Raw genomic sequence first — 16,423 nt, forward strand, 5'->3', positions numbered from 1 at the left:
GCGCACGGGCCCGGGACAGCGTCGTCCCGCGCCCGTGCGCCACGGCGAGGTCACGAGGAGGAGCCCGTGGACGAGGACGCCAGCGGCAGCCGTCAGGCACGCCGGGTCCAGCAGGCGCTGGCCGCGGCCGGGGTCGAGACGGTCCAGCTGTGGTGGGAGTACGTCGGCCTCGGCGGGGAGGCCACCGCGATCGACGTGGAGGCCTATCTGCGCCGCCGCGTGCGGCTGCCGCGGGAGCAGCGTGAGCTGCTGGTCCTGGCTGCCGCCGGGCTCCTCGGTCCCGGGCCCCGCGCCGCCGCGGGATGACGCCGGGCAGCGGTGGCACCGCAACGACTGCAGCCCGCTGCTGATGGGCCCGGTCCTGGAACGGGCCACCGCACGGGACGCCTCCGGGGGCCCGGCCGCCCGCCGCCAGTACTGGTGGTGGGTCGACACCGCCCGTGCGGGCCGCTTCTACGCCCGCGGCAGCATCGGGCAGTTCGTCCACGTCGACCCCGCCGGCGTCGTCGTCCGCCTGGGCCCGGAGTCCGGCCGGGGGGACTGGCCGGAGATCCTCCGCGACGTCGCCGTCCAGGTCGAGCGCCTGCCCGCAGGAGGATGAGCGTGCTCCTCGCGGCGGCGGGTGTGCTGTGCACCACTGCCCTGACGGTCACGCCGTGCGGGCCAACGTCGAGATCACCGGCTCCCGGCCGGTGGAACCTCTTCCACGCCGTGCGCACCGCGCTGACGGCCCTGGCCCCGGTCTGCCCGCTCACCCCCGTGATGCCGACCGCCCCGCACGGGCGCGCGGACCCCGGGGCGGGCGCGGTCAGGACGGTGCATGAAGGTCCGGGACCGTGACGTCGGGCTCCGGTGCGGTTACCTCCTGGTACAGTTCTGCCGCCGGTGTGCCTCCACACCGGTCTCGGGCGCGGCGAGGGGGTCCGCGCAGGACACAGAACGGGGGTTGGACCCATGGCGGATCTGACGGTGATCAACGCACGCGCCCTGGAACTGGAGGAGCTGCTGCTGAGCTCGACGGATCTGACCGACTTCCTCCAGCAGTTCGTGGCCGGCACAGCCGCCGCCCTCGCCGAGGGGGCCGAGGACCTGTGGTGCTCGATCACCGTGCTGCGCGGGAGCACCGCGGCCACGGTGGCCACCAGCCACGAACGCGCCGCGGCCCTGGACGAGGTCCAGTACGCCTTCGACGGCGGCCCGTGCCTGACGGCCGCGGAGGAGCAGCGGCTGGTGCTGCTGGCCGACAGCCGCAGCGACGACCGGTGGCCGCCCTACGCCCGGGCCGCGGCCGGCACCGGGATCCGCTCCGTGCTGGCCGCCCCTTTCGACCTCGACGGGGAGGCCAGGGCCGCCCTGAACGTCTACTCCGAGTCCCTCCGCCAGTTCGACCCCACGACCGTCGCGGCGATCGAGCGCGAGGTCGCCCTGGCCTCCCGCGCGATGCGGCTGGCCGTGCGCCTGGCCCGTCACCACGACACCGAGGCCGACATGGGCGCGGCCATGCAGTCGCGGAGCACCATCGACCTGGCGGTGGGCATCGTCATGGGCCGGCAGGGCTGCACGCACGACGAAGCGGTGGAGCTGCTCAAGTCCCTCTCCAACCGGCGCAACATCAAGCTGCGGGAGCTGGCCGCCGAGCTGGTGACCCGCGCCAACAACGGGCCGGTGACCGCCCACTTCAACCCCTCCACCCCGCCGGCCACCGGCGGGGCCGTGGCGTGACCCGATCCGGCCCCGTGCTGGGCGCCCACTCCGCCAGGGCACCCCGGGTGCTGCGCGCGGAGGAGATGCTCTAGGCCGGCAGACGCGTCGGGCAGTCGGCCACGACCTTGTCGTAGCCACCGAAAGAAGCTGCTGTGCATCCTGCCCCCGACCACACCGCCCAGGAGCCGGCCTGCGGTCGGCGCAGCCCGACCCGTCGCACGGATCCTCCCGTCCTGGTCCCGGCCACGCTGCTGGCCCCGGACCAGGACTTCCCCGACGACCTGGAGCACCTGCCCCTGGAGCAGGTGCAGCTGCTGCACAGCCGCCTCACCCGTCAGCTCGACCACGAGCACCTCTCCCCGGCCGGGCCCCACCCCGTGACCATGGAACGGCACCGGGACCTGAGCGTCGAACTGGACTACCGGGAGTGCACCGGCCGCCCCTGACCCTTCCACGAGCCCGGACCCGGCCGGGGCGCCGATGCCGTCCAGGGGAGCGCCCCTGGGGAAGAAGGGCGGCAACCGCCGGAGCTCCTCCGCGGCCCGTGCATCCCGGCGTGGTGCCCTGACACCGCAGCACCTCCGTGGACGGGGTCTCCAGGGGCTTCTCGGGACGGTCCCGAGGGGATCACCGAGAACTCCCCGGCGTCGCCGGGACCGGACCCTGCGGCAGGCCGGGACGAGGTGCGCTCTCGACGCTGGAGAGGGAGACGGCGAGGACGGCGGCGAGCACCAGGGCGGAGGCCGGGCCGAGCACGGTCCAGGGGGCGCGTTCGACGTAGCCGATGCCCTCGGCCAGCAGCAGCCCCCACTCGGGGGTGGGGGGCTGGTGTCCGAGCCCGAGGAAGCCCAGGGCGGCCAGGGCCAGGGCGATGCCGGGCAGGCGCAGGACCGCGTGGCGGCTCACCTCCGGCAGCAGGGAGGGCAGGACGGTGCCGAGCAGGACCCGTGCCCGGCCCACGCCCAGCAGCGGCAGCACCCGGACGTAGGGGCGGCCGCTGATCTCGGCGGCCAGGGCGGCGGTGTGGGCCGCCAGCGGGGCCCAGCTCACCGCGGTCACGGCGAGCGCGGCTCCCGCTCCGGAGGGCCCGGCGACGGCCACCACGAGGATGCCGGCGACGATCGGGGGCGCGGCGTTGGTGACCTCGACCGGGCCGGTGGACCAGCGTCCGGTCAGTCCCACGGCCAGGCCGATGACCAGGCAGGCGGCGGCCACCAGCAGGGCCAGCCCCAGGGTGTCCACCGCGCCGTGGCCGACCCGGGCCAGGACGTCGCGCCCGGCGGCGTCAGCCCCCAGGGGCAGGGCGGGCGACGGGGCCTGGAGCCGCTCGTGGGCGGAGCTGTAGGGATCGCGGAGGAGCCCGGTGAGGACCAGGGCCGCCAGGGCGGTGGCGGAGGCCGCCGGGACCGCCCACCACCGGGGTCGCGGCACCGCAGGCGGGCGGGGCACGGGCAGGTGTCCGGTCCGGGCGGCGGGTCCGAGCAGGACCCGTTGGGCGGTCACCGCCAGGGCCCCACAGACCGTGGCCAGCACGAGCAGGACCAGGGTTCCGGCCTGCAGGGTGGGCAGGTCCTGGGCCGCGGCGGCCCCCAGCAGGGACCGGCCCAGGCCCGGGACGGCGAAGACCTCCTCGACGGCCACCGCACCGCCGGTGAGGCCGATGACGACCAGCCCGATCTGTCCCACCACCCCGGGCAGGGCCCGGCGGGTGACCGCGGCGGCGATGCGGGTCCGGGGGTGGCCGGCCACGGCCCAGGCCTGCACCCAGGGCTCGGTGAAGGCCCCGGCCAGGGCGGTCCCGGCCAGCCGCCCGATCAGCCCGCCGGCCGGGATCCCCAGGGCCAGGGCGGGCAGGACCACGTGCTCGGGTCCGCGCCACCCGTACGGGGGCAGCCACCCCAGTCCCACCGCCACGACCACCAGCAGCACGGCGGCCAGCAGGAACTCCGGCAGCGCCGTCAGTGCCGCCGCCGCCGTGCCCGCGCCCCGGGCGGGCCGCCCGTCCAGCCCGGCCCGCACCGCGGGCAGGCACAGCAGGACGGCGAGCACCAGGGCGACCACCAGGGCGGCTCCCATCAGGGTCATCGACACCCCCACGGCCTGCACCACCCCGGGCAGCACCGGGTGCCCGGAGATCCACGAGGTTCCGAGGTCTCCGGCGAGCACCCCGGAGGCCCAGTCGGTGAACACGCCCAGGGGACCGCGGTCCAGGCCGAGCTCGGCACGGATCTGGGCGAGGACCTCCGGGGTGGGCTCCCGGTCGGCGTAGCGGGCGCGCAGGATCGTGTACTCGGGGCTGCTGCCCGACAACCACGGCAGCGCCCCGATGAGCACCACCACCGCGGCCAGCGACGCGGTGCGCGAGATCAGGGCCGCGGCCCAACCCCGTCCCCTCATCCGGCCACGGTGGTCTCGGCGGTGACCAGCTCGCGTTCGCGCGGATCACGGGCGGCACCGGCCACGCCGCTCTGCTCGCCCTGGATCACACGCTCGTGCAGCATCGGGATCGCGGCGTCCTCGGCCAGGATCGCCGCCTCCGCCTCCATGATGGCCGCGCGCCGCTCCTCCCCGGGGGCGGCCTTCTCGGCCCGGTCCAGGGCCGCGTCGACGGCCTCGGAGCAGAACTGGGAGAGGTTGAAGGAGCCCTCGCAGCCGAAGTCGCTGACCAGGTAGGCCACCGGGTCCCCGGAGTCCAGCACGGTGGCCCGGGAGAGGACGAACGCGTCGAACTCGCCCTCGAGGGCGTCGGCCTCGATGTACTGGTACTCGCGCACGTCCAGGTCGACCTCGAAGCCGGCGGCCTCCAGCTGCTGCTGCAGCTGGACCGCGACCTCCGGCAGCTCGGCGCGGTCGGTGAACGTGCCGATGGTGATCTTCCTGCCCTGGGGGTCCTCGGGCTGGGCCCGGTCCGCCAGGGCGGTGCGGTAGGCGCCGGTGTCCCGGCCGGCCGCCGCGTAGGGGATGGCCGGGCCCAGCAGGCCGGCAGCCTCATCGGCCCGGCCCTCGTAGACCCCCTCGACGACCGCCCCGGGGTCCAGGGCCTCCCGGGCGGCCGCCCGGATCGCGGGGTCGGCGAACGGGCCCTGCTCGGTGTTGAGGTAGACGGTGTTGGTGCGCGGCATGGGCACCTCCTGCAGGAGGTCCTGCTCGATCCGGGCGGCCTGGCCGACGGGCACGGCCTCGACGACGTCGGCCTCCCCGGTCCGCAGGGCCGCGGCCCGGGCCGTCCCGTCGGGCACGAAGGACACGTCGATGCCCGCCGCCGCGGCCGGACCGTTCCAGTGGTCCTCGTAGCGGTCGAGGGTGGCCCCGGAGGTGCCGTCCACGCCGGTGAGCTCGAAGGGCCCGGTGCCGTGACCGACCGGGTCCACCGCGGTGCCCTCGTAGGCGGCCGGGGCCAGGATCGCCAGCTGGGGACTGGACAGCCGCTGCGGGACCAGCGGGTCGGTCTCGGCAGTGGTCACCCGCACCGTGTCGCCCTCGGCGTCCACCTCCATCTGCACCCCGTCGAGGATCCGCGGGGCCGGGGACGCGCTCGCGGCGTGCTGCAGGGCGGCCGCGGCGTTGTCGGCCGTCAGCGCGGTGCCGTCGTGGAAGGTCACCCCGTCGCGGATGGTGAAGGACCACGTGGTGCCGTCGAGCTGCTGCCAGTCGGTGGCCAGCTGCGGCTGGGCCTCACCGGCCTCGTCGAGGCGCACCAGCGTCTCGGCGGTGGACCACCGGGAGAGCTTGAACGCGTCGTCGCTGAGCGGGGACAGCCCGGAGCGGGGCGGCTGGAGCATGGCCACCTCGATCCGCCCCCCGGTGCCGCCGTCTCCGCCGGCGGCACCGGGGTCCGCGGAGAAGCATCCGGTGAGCAGCACGGCGCTGGCGCCGGCCACACCGGCCGCGCCGAGGCGGCGGGCGGAGCGGGAACGGGACGGAGGCGGGCGGAGGATCATCGAGGGGTCCTTTCGGAGGAAGACGGTGCGGACGACGGACCGGTGAGGGCACCCAGGGCACCGGCCGGGAACGCGACCACGGCGTGGACGCCGTGGTCGGCCACCGGCTGGGCGCCCGGTGGTGTGCGGGCCTCAGGCGGGCAGGCGCGGAACAGCATCCACCAGCTCCCGGGTCAGCCGGTGACGAGGAGCGTCGAGGAGCCGGCCGGTGAGCCCCTCCTCGACCACCCGTCCGTGGTCCAGCACCAGCGCCCGGTCGCACAGGAACCGGATCGCGGCCAGGTCGTGGGAGACGAACAGCAGGCCCAGCCCCGCCTCGGTGTGCAGCTCCCGCAGCAGCTGCAGCACCTGCCGGCGCAGGGGCACGTCGAGCCCGCTCACCGCCTCGTCGGCCAGCAGGATCCGGGGCCGGATCACCAGGGCGCGGGCGATGGCCACCCGCTGGGCCTGTCCCCCGGACAGCTCGTGGGGGCGCCGGTCCAGGTGCTCGGCGCCCAGCCCCACCCGCTCCAGCGCCTCCCGGACCATGCGGGCATGGTCGCCGTCCACGCGGAACCGCCGCAGCGGCTCCCGCAGCTGCCGGCCCACGGACCGGCGGGGGTCGAGGCTGGAGGCCGGATCCTGCGGGACGTACTGCACCGCCCGGCGCAGCCGGCGGATCCGCTGCCGACCGGCCGCGGGCGCGCCGTCGAACAGCACACGGCCCCGGTCCGGGCGCTGCGCTCCGAGGAGCACGGACAGCAGCGTGGACTTCCCGGACCCGGACGGGCCCACCACCCCCAGGGCCGTCCCCTCACGGACGCTCACGTCCACGTCGACCAGCGCCGAGGCGGTTCCCGAGGGGCCGCGGTAGGACTTGCCCAGTCCCACACCGCGGAGGGTGACCGGCTCGGGCGGCGGGGTCACGAGGCCACTCCCACCGGTGCCGCAGCAGGCGGCTGACCGGCCTGGGCGGCGGCCACCAGAGCGGCGGTGAACGGCGCCTGCGGGGAAGCGAGGATCCGGTCCATGGGCCCGGACTCCACCACCCGTCCGCGCTCGAGGACCACGGCGTGCTCGCACAGGCTGGCCGCGACGGCCAGATCATGGGTGATGAACAGCAAGGAGCTGCGCCCCTCCCCCGTGCACCGGCGCAGCGCGTCGACCACGTGGCGCTGGCTGATCATGTCCAGGGCCGTCGTCGGCTCGTCGGCCACCAGCAGCCCCGGGGAGGCCGCCATGGCCCACGCCAGGCACACCCGCTGGCGCTGACCACCGGACAGCTGCGCGGACCGGCTGTCCAGGATCCGCCCCGGGTCCTCGAAGCCCACCTCGGCCAGCAGCCCCTGCACGAGGTCTCTGGCGTTGCCGGCGGTGAGCCCCCGCCGGCGGGCGATCGGGGGCAGCAGCTGCCGGTCCAGGCGGACCACCGGGTTCAGGGCGGTCGTCGAGTCCTGGAAGACCGCCGCCACCCCGGGACGCCGTCCCGGCGCCTGGCGCCACGGCAGCTCGTGGCCGTCCACGCGCACGGTGCCCTCCACCTGGAACTGCGGGCCCAGCAGCCCCAGCAGGGCCAGGGCGGTCAGCGACTTGCCCGACCCCGAGGCCCCGAGCAGAGCCGTCCGCCGGCCGGGCTCCACCCGGAAGCTCACGTCCTGCAGCACAGGCGTTCCGCCCACGGTGACACCCAGATCCACCACGTCCCACCGGGCCCGAGCGCGCACGGACTCTCCCTCGTCAGAGTTTCATCAGCAGGCTCCCATGCTAATGAGTATCATTCGCATTAAACAAATGGGCGTGCCCTTCGGGGCGCGCCGGCTTCCGGGAACCGCCCCACCACTGCCGCGCCCAGCGTCCGAGGCCGGCGACGACCCCCTGCCGCCTCTGCGCAGGATCACCGGGGCCGTGGTGGCGCCGGCCGGATGGAGGACCGCCCTCGGCCACCGGCACTGCGGGACGGTGCGTGCGTGCGGTGGACGGGTCCGGCTCAGGGCCGGCGGTGCAGCGCCACGACCGTGACGTCGTCCTCCCGGCCGCGCTCGAGCGCGAACGCGGTGGCACGGTCGACGAACTCCTGCGGGTCGGCGGTGTCGGCCATCAGCTGCGCGGCCGCCCGGATCGCCGCGGTGTCGTCGGAGAAGTAGTCCAGGAAGCCGTCGGAGACCACCACCAGGGTCTCGCCCGGGGCCAGGACGTCGTCGTGGGCCTCCCAGCGCAGGCCGGGCAGGACCCCGATGGGCGGGCCGGAGTAGCGCAGGCGCCGGTAGCCGCCGTCGGGCCGGTAGATCGCCCCGAGCCCGTGGCCGGCATCGACGCAGCGCAGGCCCCCGGTGCCCGGGTCCAGGCGCACGCAGATCGCGGTGACGAACGCCCCGGCCTCCTCCAGCACCGGCGCGATCGTGGCCGCGGCCTCGTCGACCGCCTCGGGCAGGCCGAGGAACCCGGACGCTCCGCGCAGGGCGGTGCGGGCCGAGGAGGCCAGCAGGGCCGCCGGCACTCCCTTGCCCATCACGTCGGCGACGTTGACCTGCAGCTGGTCACCGAGCGGGAACCAGTCGTAGAAGTCCCCGCCCAGGTCCCGGGTGGGCGTGCAGCGGCCCGCCAGCTCGTAGCCGTCCAGCCGGGGGGTGGACTGCGGCATGATCAGGCGATGGACCTGGGCGGCGCGGTCCATCTCGTCCTGGGCGGCGAGCTCGCGCTCGACCCACCCGGCCATCTCGGCCAGCAGGCGACGCTCCCGCGCGTCCAGCTCCCTGGGACGGTCATCGACCAGGCACAGCGAGCCCACCGGCTCCCCGCCGGGGGCGTGCAGCGGGTGCCCGGCGTAGAAGCGCACCGGGTCCGGTCCGGCGATGAAGGCACTGCCGGCGAACCGCGCCTCGACCACCGCGTCGGGCACCACCAGCGGGGCGTCGGCCTCGACGGTGCGGGCGCACAGCGAGTCGGTGCGGGCGGCGTGGACCAGCCCGTCCAGCCCGGTCTCGGCCTTGGTGAACTGCCGGTCGGCGTCGATGAGGTTCACCGCGGCGGCCTTCACCCCGAAGACCTGCTGGGCGATGCGCACCACCCGGTCGTAGCGCTCCTCCTTGGGGGTGTCGAGGACGTTCAGCGCGTGCAGAGCGCGCACCCGGGCTGCCTCCTCGGGGGTCCCAGCATCCACTGTCATGGCCCCTACGCTACCGGCCCCCGCGAGCACGGAGCCGGCACCGCACTCCCGGAGACCCTCGACGGGGCCTGCCCGGAGGTCGGGACCTGCTTCCGGTTCGGCGCCGGCCAGGAGCCGAGCACGTCGTCGAACTGCACAGGCTGGGCGAAGGGCATCCCGCGACCTGCCCCGGCCAGGATCTCGACGCGGCCGTCGGGGAGGTGACCGGCATGCGCGGCACGCTCCTGTGGGGCCACTCGCTGCACGACCCGTCGATCGGGATGGTGGTGCTCGGGCCCGTCCTCGCGGTCGCGGGACCGGCGCCACGCTCCGAGCAGCACCAGGACGGATGGGCGGTCCAGGCGGAGGCACCGCTGCGGTCCCGGCAGCACGGCCGGGGCCTGCGCCTCATCGCAGGCCCGTGAGCGGGGCACGGCCGCCGGAACGCACACCCCCCTTCCGCAACGACGCGGACCTGTCCAGAATCGTGGGAAGAACAACCGCGTGACGTAGGACCTGACCGTGAGAGCCATCATCTGCGGCGCCGGCATCGCCGGTCTCAGCTGCGCCCTGCAGCTCCACCGTCAGGGCTGGGCGGTCACGGTGGTGGAGAGCGCCGCCGGACCCCGCGCCGAGGGCTACATGCTCGACTTCTTCGGTCCCGGGTACGCGGCCGCGGAGGCGATGGGGATCCTGCCGCGACTGCGCGAGCTGAGCCACCCCATCTCCGAGCTGGTCTACGTCGACGACCACGGCCGGCGTCGAGCCGGCGCCGGCTACGCCCGCTTCGCCCGCGCGCTGGACGGCCGGCTGATGAGCCTCATGCGCCCCGACCTCGAGCTCGCCCTGCGCGAGCAGGTCGCCGGCAGCGTCGACCTGCGCTTCGGGTGCACGGTGGACCGGATCGACGACGGGCCCGGCTCGGTCCGCGGGGTCCTGGACGACGGGACCGTCCTCGAGGCGGACCTGCTGGTGGGCGCCGACGGCATCCACTCCCGAACCCGATCACTGGTCTTCGGCCCGGAGGAGCAGTACATCCGCCTCCTCGGGCTGCACACCGCGGCCTTCACGTTCACCGATCCGCACCTGCCCGCTCTGCTCGGGGACCGCCTGCACCTCACCGACACCGTCGATCGGATGATGGGCCTCTACGCACTGCGCGACGGCCGGACCGCCGTCTTCACGGTGCACCGCACCCCGGAGGCGGCCAGGCCCGACGATGCCCGTGCGGCGCTGCGGACCGCGTTCGCGGGCCTCGGCTGGCTGGTGCCCACAGCGCTCGACCGCTGCCCGCCCTCCGGCGGGATGTACTACGACGTCGTCGCCCAGGTGGAGGTCCCCCGGTGGAGCGCCGGCCATGTCGTGCTGGCAGGGGACGCCTGTCAGGCCGTGTCGCTCGTCGCCGGCCAGGGCGCCTCGCTCGCGGTGGCCGGCGCGTCCGTGCTCGCCGCCCAGCTCGCGTCGGCGCCCACGGTGCCGGACGGGCTGTCCGCCTACGAACGGCGCTGGAGGCCTGTCGTCGCCGAACGACAACGAGCCGGACGATCCGGGATCGAGTGGTTCCTCCCGTCGAGCAGCGCGACGCTGCGGAAGCGGCACGCGGCCCTCCGCCTCCTCGCGCTGCCCGGGTTGAACCGTGCGCTGGCGGGTTCGCTGCTCGGGCGCACCCGCGTGCCGGCAGCCGGCCCGGGACCCGACCCGATGGACGCCGTGAACGGGGCCGAGGCCCTACGATGGCGCCGTGGCACGAACTGACACCGCCTCCCGGGTGGTCGCCGCCTCCCCGGACCAGGTCTACGCCGCCCTGGTCGACCCGGACGCGCTCGCGGCATGGTTGCCCCCGGAGGGGATGAGCGGTCGTTTCGAACGGTTCGACGCCCGGCCGGGAGGGTCCTACCGCATGGTCCTCACCTACGCCAGCGCCCCGGCCGTTCCCGGCAAGGCCACCGCCGACTCCGACGTCGTGGACGTGCGCTTCGTCGACATCGTCCCCGGCGTGCGCATCGTGCAGGCCGTGGACTTCGTCTCCGACGACCCCGCCTACGCCGGCACCATGACCATGACGTGGGAGGTCACCGAGGTCGACGGCGGCACCCGCGTGGACATCCGTGCCGACGACGTTCCCGCGGGGATCTCCGCGGACGCCCACGCGGCCGGTCTCGCCTCGTCCCTGGCGAACCTGGCCCGCCACCTGGAGCCGTGAACCCGCCGCCGGAGCGGCCCCGTCGTCCCCGGCAGGGCCGCGGCCAGGGGCGCGGTCAGGAGCGGGGAACGGCGGCGGGGCGGTCGGCGGCCCAGGAGGCCAGCAGCCGCAGCCGCTCGGCCGAGGGCGAGCCGGGCTCGGCGGTGTAGATCATGAGCACGTGCCCGGGCTCGGCGGTGACGGCCAGCTCCTCGTAGGCCAGGACCAGCTCCCCCACCACCGGGTGGTGGAAGCGCTTGGTGCCGGCCCCGTGGGTCCGCACGTCGTGCGCCCCCCACAGGGTGCGGAAGACCTCGCTGCGGGTGGACAGCTCCCCCACCAGCTCCTGCAGCCGGTGATCGTGCGGGTCCCGGCCGGCCTCGGCGCGCATGATCGCCACGCACATCCCCGCGAAGGCCTCCCAGTCGGGGTAGAAGTCCCGGGAGGCCGGATCCAGGAACTGGAACCGGGCCAGGTTCGGGGTGCGCCCGCCCGCCCCGATCAGCGGGGCGTAGAAGGCCCGCCCCAGGGCGTTGACGGCCAGCAGGTCCTGGCGCGCATCGCGCACGAAGGCCACCGCCTCGGTGCTCGCCTCCAGCGCCCACTGCAGGGAGGGCCGGGCCGTCACCGGCCTGACGGCCCGCCGCCGGGGCCGTCCCGAGGTGGGCACACCGTCGGCGGCCCGGGCCAGGTCGAACAGGTGGGCCCGCTCGGTGTCGTCGAGGCCCAGGGCGGCGGCGATCGCCTCGAGCACCGAGGCGCTGGCCCCGGCGACCTGCCCGCGCTCGAGCTTGGCGTAGTACTCCACGCTCACCCCGGCCAGGGCCGCGACCTCGCTCCGGCGCAGCCCCGGCACCCGCCGGGTGCCCCCGGCCGGCAGTCCGGCGGCCTCGGGGGTGAGCTTGGCCCGGCGTGACATGAGGAACTCGCGGACCTCGGTGCGGTTGTCCATCCCGCCAGGATAGATCTGCTCCGCCACGCCAGGGACACCCTGCCGGTACACCCCTCAGCAGGGACTCCCTGCCGGCCATGAGGGCTGACCGGGGAGCATGCCCGCCCGGTGCACACCGGGGTGGCCGTCTGCGCCCTCACCTCGCGCCACCTCTCCTCCGCTGCCGCCCCTCCGACGACGGAGCATCGACCACCGCACCAGGAGGAGCGCCCCCTGGCCGGGGTCGTCATGCACCTCCTCGGCGACGTCCGTGCCGGTGACCGGCAGGACCCGGCCACCGTCGAGCCGCCCGACGGTGACCGGGGCCCGCGGCGGCGGGGGCTCAGGCGAGCGGTGCGCCGGCGGGCCCGGCCGGGGCGTGGGCGCCGATGCCGCTGGGGGGTGCGCCCATCCAGGTGCGGCACGTCCAGGGGCGTGCGCCCTGGGGGGTGGCCTGGAGGACCACCACGCCGGTGTTCTCCAGCGGGCGCCGTTCCAGGGTGGCGGCGTCGAGGTTGTCCGCCCGCCGGGCGCTCCAGCAGCGGATGGCCGTGCCGTGGCCGACCACCGCCACGGTGTCCTGCCCGGCCGCCCGGGCGGCGCGCACGGCCTCGTCGACGACGGCGTCGTAGCGGGCGAAGAACTCCTCGCCGGTCTCCCCGCCGGGCATCGGCCGCTGCAGCTGCCCGTGGGCCCAGGAGAGCACGACGTCGTAGTAGGCGTCGAGGTGGGCGGGGTCCCCGGAGAGCTCCCAGTGCGGGGCCTGGATCTCGTGGAGGCCGTGGCGCTCGACCGGGCTCAGCCCGTGCGCCCGGGCCAGGGGCGCGGCGGTCTGGTGGGTGCGGAGCATGCTCGAGACCCACAGCGCCCCGAGGTCCTCCCCGGCCAGGACCTGCGCCAGTGCCTCCGGCAGCGCCGCCGCCTGCCGGGTTCCCAGGGCGGTCAGCGGGGGCCCGGGGATCCGGGTGTCGATCACCTCGTCGGCGTTGGGCTGGGTCTGGCCGTGGCGGATGAGCAGCAGTCGCATGGTTCCCATCCTACGGAAGTTGATCGATCAGTCGAGCAAATGTGATCGAACGATCACATGGGCATAGACTGCGCGCATGGGAACACTGGAACGGCGGGAAGGCATCCTGCGCCTGCTCGAGACCGCCGAGAACGTCAGCGTGGCCGAGCTCGTGGACAGGCTGGGAGCCTCGGAAGCGACCGTGCGCCGGGACCTGGTGCAGCTGGACAAGGAGGGCGTCCTGCGGCGCACGCACGGCGGCGCCCGCCGGCTGTCCCTGCGCGGTGTCACCACGCCGTTCGCCGCTCGCACCTCGGTCAACCCCGAGGCCAAGCGGCGCATCGCCGCTGCCGCCGTCGCGATGCTGGCTCCCAGCGAGAGCGTCGTGCTCGACGGAGGCACCACCTGCCTGGAGGTGGCGCGCCACCTCCAGGACCCCAGCCTGCGCGTGGTGCCGCTGTCCCTGCGGGCCGCGACCGTCCTTGGTGACGCCGGCGTCCCGATCACCGTGTGCGGCGGGGACATCCGCCCCGACGAGCTCTCCGCCACCGGGGCCCAGGCGCTCAACAGCATCACGACCATGCGCTTCGACACCGCCGTGATCTCCTGCTGCGGGTTCTCGTTCCCCGAGGGCGTGACCTCCTACGACGCAGAGGACGCGGCGATCAAGACCGCCGCCATCCGGTACTCCGGCCGCGTGGTCCTGCTGTGCGACGAGACGAAGTGGGGCAGGACCACCTTCGGGTGGGTCGCCGACGCCGACGCCCTCACGACCGTCATCACCGACCACGTGCTCTCCCCCCACGAGCAGGCCCGCGCGGCCGAGCTCGGCCTCGAGGTCATCACGGTCTAGGCAGCACGGCCACGCCGGCGCTCCCGACGGGCGGGGCCCTCGGGCCCCGGCGGACGCTCAGGTGACGAGGTTGGCGGCGGCCTCGTCCATGTGGGAGAGCATGTAGTCCGCGGCCGCGGCCGCGTCGCCGGCGGCGATGACGTCGACGATGGTGGTGTGCCGGTCCACGCGCATGTTCCCGACGGCCCGTTCCATGCCGGCCCACATGAACGACATCCGGATCGATCCCTCCAGGGACTGCCACGAGTGCAGGAGCATGGCGTTGCCGGTGAGCTGGCACAGGGTGCGGTGGAAGTTCAGGTCGGCCTCGATCCGCTCCTCCATCGTGTGCTCGACGGCCTCCTCCATGGCCCGCACCGCCTCGCGCAGGGTGGCCACGGCCGCGTCGCGGTTCTCCGCCTGGCTCAGGGTCCGGACGGCCAGGGCCTCCAGGGCCGCGCGGACGGCGAAGATGTCCAGGATCTCCTTGGCGTCCAGGCTGCGCACGGACAGCCGGCCGCGGGCCCCGGCGGAGATGAGGCCTTCCTGCTGGAGCTGGCGCATGGCCTCGCGCAGGGTGCCGCGGCTGATCTGCAGCTGCTCGGACAGCTCCGTCTCCACCAGGTGGGTGCCGGGGGGCAGCTCTCCGGTGGTGATGGCACGACGCAGCGCCGTCAGGGCCTGCTGGCGCAGGTTCACCTTGGCCAGGCCCGCCAGGGCGGCTGTCTGAGTGGTCATCGAGGTCGTCCTTCGAGAGCGGGGGCGAGAGAGGTCTGTGGCCCTGTGGTCTGCGGTCACGGCGGGCCGGTGCCGTTCTCATGACGCGGCGCTTCCAGCGCGGCCCCGGTGCAGACCCCTGCGGGTTGCCGCGGCCGATCCGGCCATGCCTCGATCATACGTGCCGGTTAACCGTTGACGGAGGACAATCCGCTCAGCCGGACCGGAGGTCCCCGGTGCACGGATCCTGCGAGGCGCCTCGTCCGCCCGCCGGCGGACACGGGTGCGGCCCGGTCCCGCCTGGGACCGGGCCGCACCCGCTGCTTCCCGGCCGTCGGCCCCGGGCTCCGGAGCCGGCGAGCGCGCGTCGCTCACGAACCGGCAGGCACGGGCTCCTGGACGGAGGCCTCCTCGGCGAGGCGTCGCTCCGCCGGCCCCCAGGTCTCACGGGTGAGCAGGGCGGCGAGCAGGCCGATCACCGCGTAGGCGGAGAACAGCAGGGCCGGGCCCGTCCAGCCGAGCTGGATGAAGAGCAGGGTGGTGATGAAGGGCGTGAACCCCGAGACCATCGCGGAGATCTGGTAGGCCAGCGACGCCCCCGAGGAGCGGGTGTTGGCCTGGAAGAGCTCGGGGAACCAGGCGCCCTGAGCCCCGGCCAGGGAGTTCTGGCACACCGCGTAGGCGATGACGATGGTGGCGATCACGGCCAGGAACGCGCCGGTGTTGGTCAGCAGGAACATCGGGATCCCGAAGGCGGCCGCGAAGGCGCAGGAGGCGATGTAGAGCGGGCGCCGGCCGATGCGGTCGGTCAGTCGCGCCCAGGCCATCGTGGCGAAGATGCCGATCGCGGAGGCCACGCACAGGGCGGTGAGGGTCTCGGTCTTGGTGGCCAGCTCGGCGGTGTGCAGGTAGGAGATCATGTAGGTCACCGACACGGCGTAGCCGGCCGTCTCGGCGACGCGCAGGCAGATGCCGCGCACGATGTTGCGCCAGTCGTCCCTGATCACTTGCACGATCGGGTTCTTCACGATGTCGCCGTGGTCCTTGACGTCGTCGAACACCGGGGACTCGGGCACCTTGGAGCGGATGATGAGCCCCACGACGACCAGCACGATGGAGGCCAGGAACGGGATGCGCCAGGCCAGGTCGCCCGCGAGGTTCGCGCTGGCGAGGAACACCAGGTTGGCCAGCAGCAGCCCGACGGGGAAGCCGGCCTGGACGATGCCGGTGTACTTGCCCTTGGACTTCCAGGGGGCGTGCTCGTAGCTCATCAGGATGGCCCCGCCCCACTCGGCCCCGAAGGCCAGGCCCTGCACGATGCGCACGACCACCAGCAGGATCGGGGCGATGATCCCGACCTGGGCGTAGGTGGGCAGCAGGCCGATGAGGAAGGTGGCCAGGCCCATGACGATCAGCGAGGTCACCAGCACCGGCTTGCGGCCCACCTTGTCGCCGAGGTGCCCGCCGATGATCCCGCCCAGCGGGCGGGCGGCGAACCCCACGCCCAGGGTGGCGAAGGAGGCCAGCGTGGCGGTCACGGGGTCGGCCCCGGGGAAGAACGCCGGGCCGAAGTAGAGGGCGGCGGCGGTGCCGAAGCCGATGAAGTCGTAGGTCTCGATGACCGCGCCCACACCGGAACCGACGGCCACGCGCTTGGCGTCCTTGGTGCCGTGCACGTGGCCGCGCATCTGGAGAGCATCAGTGCTCATGATCAACCCTTCCGGTGTTGACTGTTAACAACAAGTGCGTCCAGTGTGAGTCACACCACAGTCACTGTCAACAGTCAGCAGTGAACCGGTGCACGGCAGGGGGACGTGCACTCCCGGCTCCTCCGCGAACCGAGCCCCTCTTGCCAGCACCAACGTGACCTGCTTCACTGTTAACTGTCAACGTTGGAGGTTTCGGCGGACCGGAGGCCTTCAGCCGCGGGCTCGGCCCGTGAAACGCCCCGATCGGCGCGAGCCGGCTCGGGGCGGGAGAGCCCTG

Annotated in this window: 16 protein-coding genes and 1 pseudogene; 8 read left to right on the top strand and 9 right to left on the bottom strand. The window is 74.5% G+C overall.

What is annotated here, in order from left to right:
* From M3185_RS05620 to M3185_RS05635, 4 genes and pseudogenes are all read left to right on the top strand, one after another.
* Positions 1 to 306, top strand: a pseudogene (locus M3185_RS05620) (hypothetical protein); the annotation flags it as partial.
* A complete protein-coding gene (locus M3185_RS05625) occupies positions 242 to 601 on the top strand; it encodes a hypothetical protein (RefSeq protein WP_251332698.1) in 360 nt (119 codons plus the stop codon). The pseudogene M3185_RS05620 and the gene M3185_RS05625, both read left to right, overlap by 65 nt.
* A gap of 353 nt (positions 602 to 954) precedes the next feature.
* A complete protein-coding gene (locus M3185_RS05630) occupies positions 955 to 1,722 on the top strand; it encodes a GAF and ANTAR domain-containing protein (RefSeq protein ID WP_251332699.1) in 768 nt (255 codons plus the stop codon).
* Positions 1,723 to 1,856: 134 nt separating this feature from the next.
* Positions 1,857 to 2,150, top strand: coding sequence for a hypothetical protein (locus M3185_RS05635; RefSeq protein ID WP_251332700.1), 294 nt, complete (start codon positions 1,857 to 1,859; stop codon positions 2,148 to 2,150).
* A gap of 181 nt (positions 2,151 to 2,331) precedes the next feature.
* Here M3185_RS05635 and M3185_RS05640 read toward each other — a convergent pair whose 3' ends face one another.
* The 5 genes from M3185_RS05640 to M3185_RS05660 form a co-directional block, all read right to left on the bottom strand.
* Positions 2,332 to 4,101 carry an ABC transporter permease subunit gene (locus M3185_RS05640; protein ID WP_251332701.1) on the bottom strand — a complete coding sequence of 590 codons (1,770 nt, stop codon included), beginning with the start codon at positions 4,099 to 4,101 and terminating at the stop codon, positions 2,332 to 2,334.
* Positions 4,098 to 5,645 (bottom strand): ABC transporter substrate-binding protein, encoded by a 1,548-nt coding sequence (locus tag M3185_RS05645; RefSeq protein ID WP_251332702.1) that lies wholly within the window; start codon positions 5,643 to 5,645, stop codon positions 4,098 to 4,100. Before M3185_RS05645 ends, M3185_RS05640 begins: the two co-directional genes overlap by 4 nt.
* Before the next feature lie 132 nt (positions 5,646 to 5,777).
* Entirely contained in the window at positions 5,778 to 6,551 is a 774-nt protein-coding gene (locus M3185_RS05650) for an ABC transporter ATP-binding protein (RefSeq protein WP_308222175.1), read from the bottom strand.
* Positions 6,548 to 7,348, bottom strand: a complete 801-nt coding sequence (locus M3185_RS05655) for an ATP-binding cassette domain-containing protein (RefSeq protein WP_251332703.1) — start codon at positions 7,346 to 7,348, stop codon at positions 6,548 to 6,550. The genes M3185_RS05650 and M3185_RS05655 overlap by 4 nt, the downstream gene beginning before the upstream one ends.
* A 263-nt stretch (positions 7,349 to 7,611) precedes the next feature.
* Positions 7,612 to 8,790, bottom strand: a complete 1,179-nt coding sequence (locus M3185_RS05660) for a PP2C family protein-serine/threonine phosphatase (RefSeq protein WP_251332704.1) — start codon at positions 8,788 to 8,790, stop codon at positions 7,612 to 7,614.
* Positions 8,791 to 8,999: 209 nt separating this feature from the next.
* Between M3185_RS05660 and M3185_RS05665 the strand changes: the two genes are divergently transcribed.
* From M3185_RS05665 to M3185_RS05675, 3 genes are all read left to right on the top strand, one after another.
* A complete protein-coding gene (locus tag M3185_RS05665; RefSeq protein WP_251332705.1) occupies positions 9,000 to 9,194 on the top strand; it encodes a hypothetical protein in 195 nt (64 codons plus the stop codon).
* Between the two features lie 97 nt (positions 9,195 to 9,291).
* Positions 9,292 to 10,524 carry an FAD-dependent oxidoreductase gene (locus tag M3185_RS05670; protein ID WP_251332706.1) on the top strand — a complete coding sequence of 411 codons (1,233 nt, stop codon included), beginning with the start codon at positions 9,292 to 9,294 and terminating at the stop codon, positions 10,522 to 10,524.
* The gene (locus M3185_RS05675; RefSeq protein ID WP_251332707.1) at positions 10,511 to 10,972 is read left to right on the top strand and encodes an SRPBCC family protein; all 462 of its coding nucleotides are present in this window, start codon (positions 10,511 to 10,513) and stop codon (positions 10,970 to 10,972) included. The genes M3185_RS05670 and M3185_RS05675 overlap by 14 nt, the downstream gene beginning before the upstream one ends.
* Before the next feature lie 55 nt (positions 10,973 to 11,027).
* Here the strand turns inward: M3185_RS05675 and M3185_RS05680 are convergent, their stop codons facing one another.
* Together M3185_RS05680 and M3185_RS05685 are read right to left on the bottom strand one after the other, a co-directional pair.
* Entirely contained in the window at positions 11,028 to 11,903 is an 876-nt protein-coding gene (locus M3185_RS05680) for a helix-turn-helix domain-containing protein (RefSeq protein ID WP_251332708.1), read from the bottom strand.
* Positions 11,904 to 12,225: 322 nt separating this feature from the next.
* Positions 12,226 to 12,909, bottom strand: a complete 684-nt coding sequence (locus M3185_RS05685) for a histidine phosphatase family protein (protein WP_251332709.1) — start codon at positions 12,907 to 12,909, stop codon at positions 12,226 to 12,228.
* A 76-nt stretch (positions 12,910 to 12,985) separates the two neighbouring features.
* On the opposite strand from M3185_RS05685, the gene M3185_RS05690 reads away from it, so the two are divergent.
* Positions 12,986 to 13,741, top strand: a complete 756-nt coding sequence (locus M3185_RS05690; RefSeq protein WP_251332710.1) for a DeoR/GlpR family DNA-binding transcription regulator — start codon at positions 12,986 to 12,988, stop codon at positions 13,739 to 13,741.
* 57 nt (positions 13,742 to 13,798) lie between these two features.
* Here the strand turns inward: M3185_RS05690 and M3185_RS05695 are convergent, their stop codons facing one another.
* Positions 13,799 to 14,458 (bottom strand): GntR family transcriptional regulator, encoded by a 660-nt coding sequence (locus M3185_RS05695; RefSeq protein ID WP_251332711.1) that lies wholly within the window; start codon positions 14,456 to 14,458, stop codon positions 13,799 to 13,801.
* 350 nt (positions 14,459 to 14,808) lie between these two features.
* Positions 14,809 to 16,146 (bottom strand): MFS transporter, encoded by a 1,338-nt coding sequence (locus M3185_RS05700; RefSeq protein ID WP_251332712.1) that lies wholly within the window; start codon positions 16,144 to 16,146, stop codon positions 14,809 to 14,811.
* Positions 16,147 to 16,423 lie beyond the last annotated feature (277 nt).

Source organism: Kocuria rosea (genome assembly GCF_023715525.1).
Taxonomy (GTDB): domain Bacteria; phylum Actinomycetota; class Actinomycetes; order Actinomycetales; family Micrococcaceae; genus Kocuria; species Kocuria rosea_A.

Excerpts from the sequence above, each read along its gene's own strand:
- M3185_RS05630 (WP_251332699.1), top strand. The coding sequence starts at position 955 with ATGGCGGATCTGACGGTGATCAACGCACGCGCCCTGGAACTGGAGGAG.
- M3185_RS05640 (WP_251332701.1), bottom strand. The coding sequence starts at position 4,101 with ATGAGGGGACGGGGTTGGGCCGCGGCCCTGATCTCGCGCACCGCGTCG.
- M3185_RS05645 (WP_251332702.1), bottom strand. The coding sequence starts at position 5,645 with ATGATCCTCCGCCCGCCTCCGTCCCGTTCCCGCTCCGCCCGCCGCCTC.
- M3185_RS05660 (WP_251332704.1), bottom strand. The coding sequence starts at position 8,790 with ATGACAGTGGATGCTGGGACCCCCGAGGAGGCAGCCCGGGTGCGCGCT.
- M3185_RS05665 (WP_251332705.1), top strand. The coding sequence starts at position 9,000 with ATGCGCGGCACGCTCCTGTGGGGCCACTCGCTGCACGACCCGTCGATC.
- M3185_RS05680 (WP_251332708.1), bottom strand. The coding sequence starts at position 11,903 with ATGGACAACCGCACCGAGGTCCGCGAGTTCCTCATGTCACGCCGGGCC.
- M3185_RS05685 (WP_251332709.1), bottom strand. The coding sequence starts at position 12,909 with ATGCGACTGCTGCTCATCCGCCACGGCCAGACCCAGCCCAACGCCGAC.
- M3185_RS05690 (WP_251332710.1), top strand. The coding sequence starts at position 12,986 with ATGGGAACACTGGAACGGCGGGAAGGCATCCTGCGCCTGCTCGAGACC.
- M3185_RS05695 (WP_251332711.1), bottom strand. The coding sequence starts at position 14,458 with ATGACCACTCAGACAGCCGCCCTGGCGGGCCTGGCCAAGGTGAACCTG.
- M3185_RS05700 (WP_251332712.1), bottom strand. The coding sequence starts at position 16,146 with ATGAGCACTGATGCTCTCCAGATGCGCGGCCACGTGCACGGCACCAAG.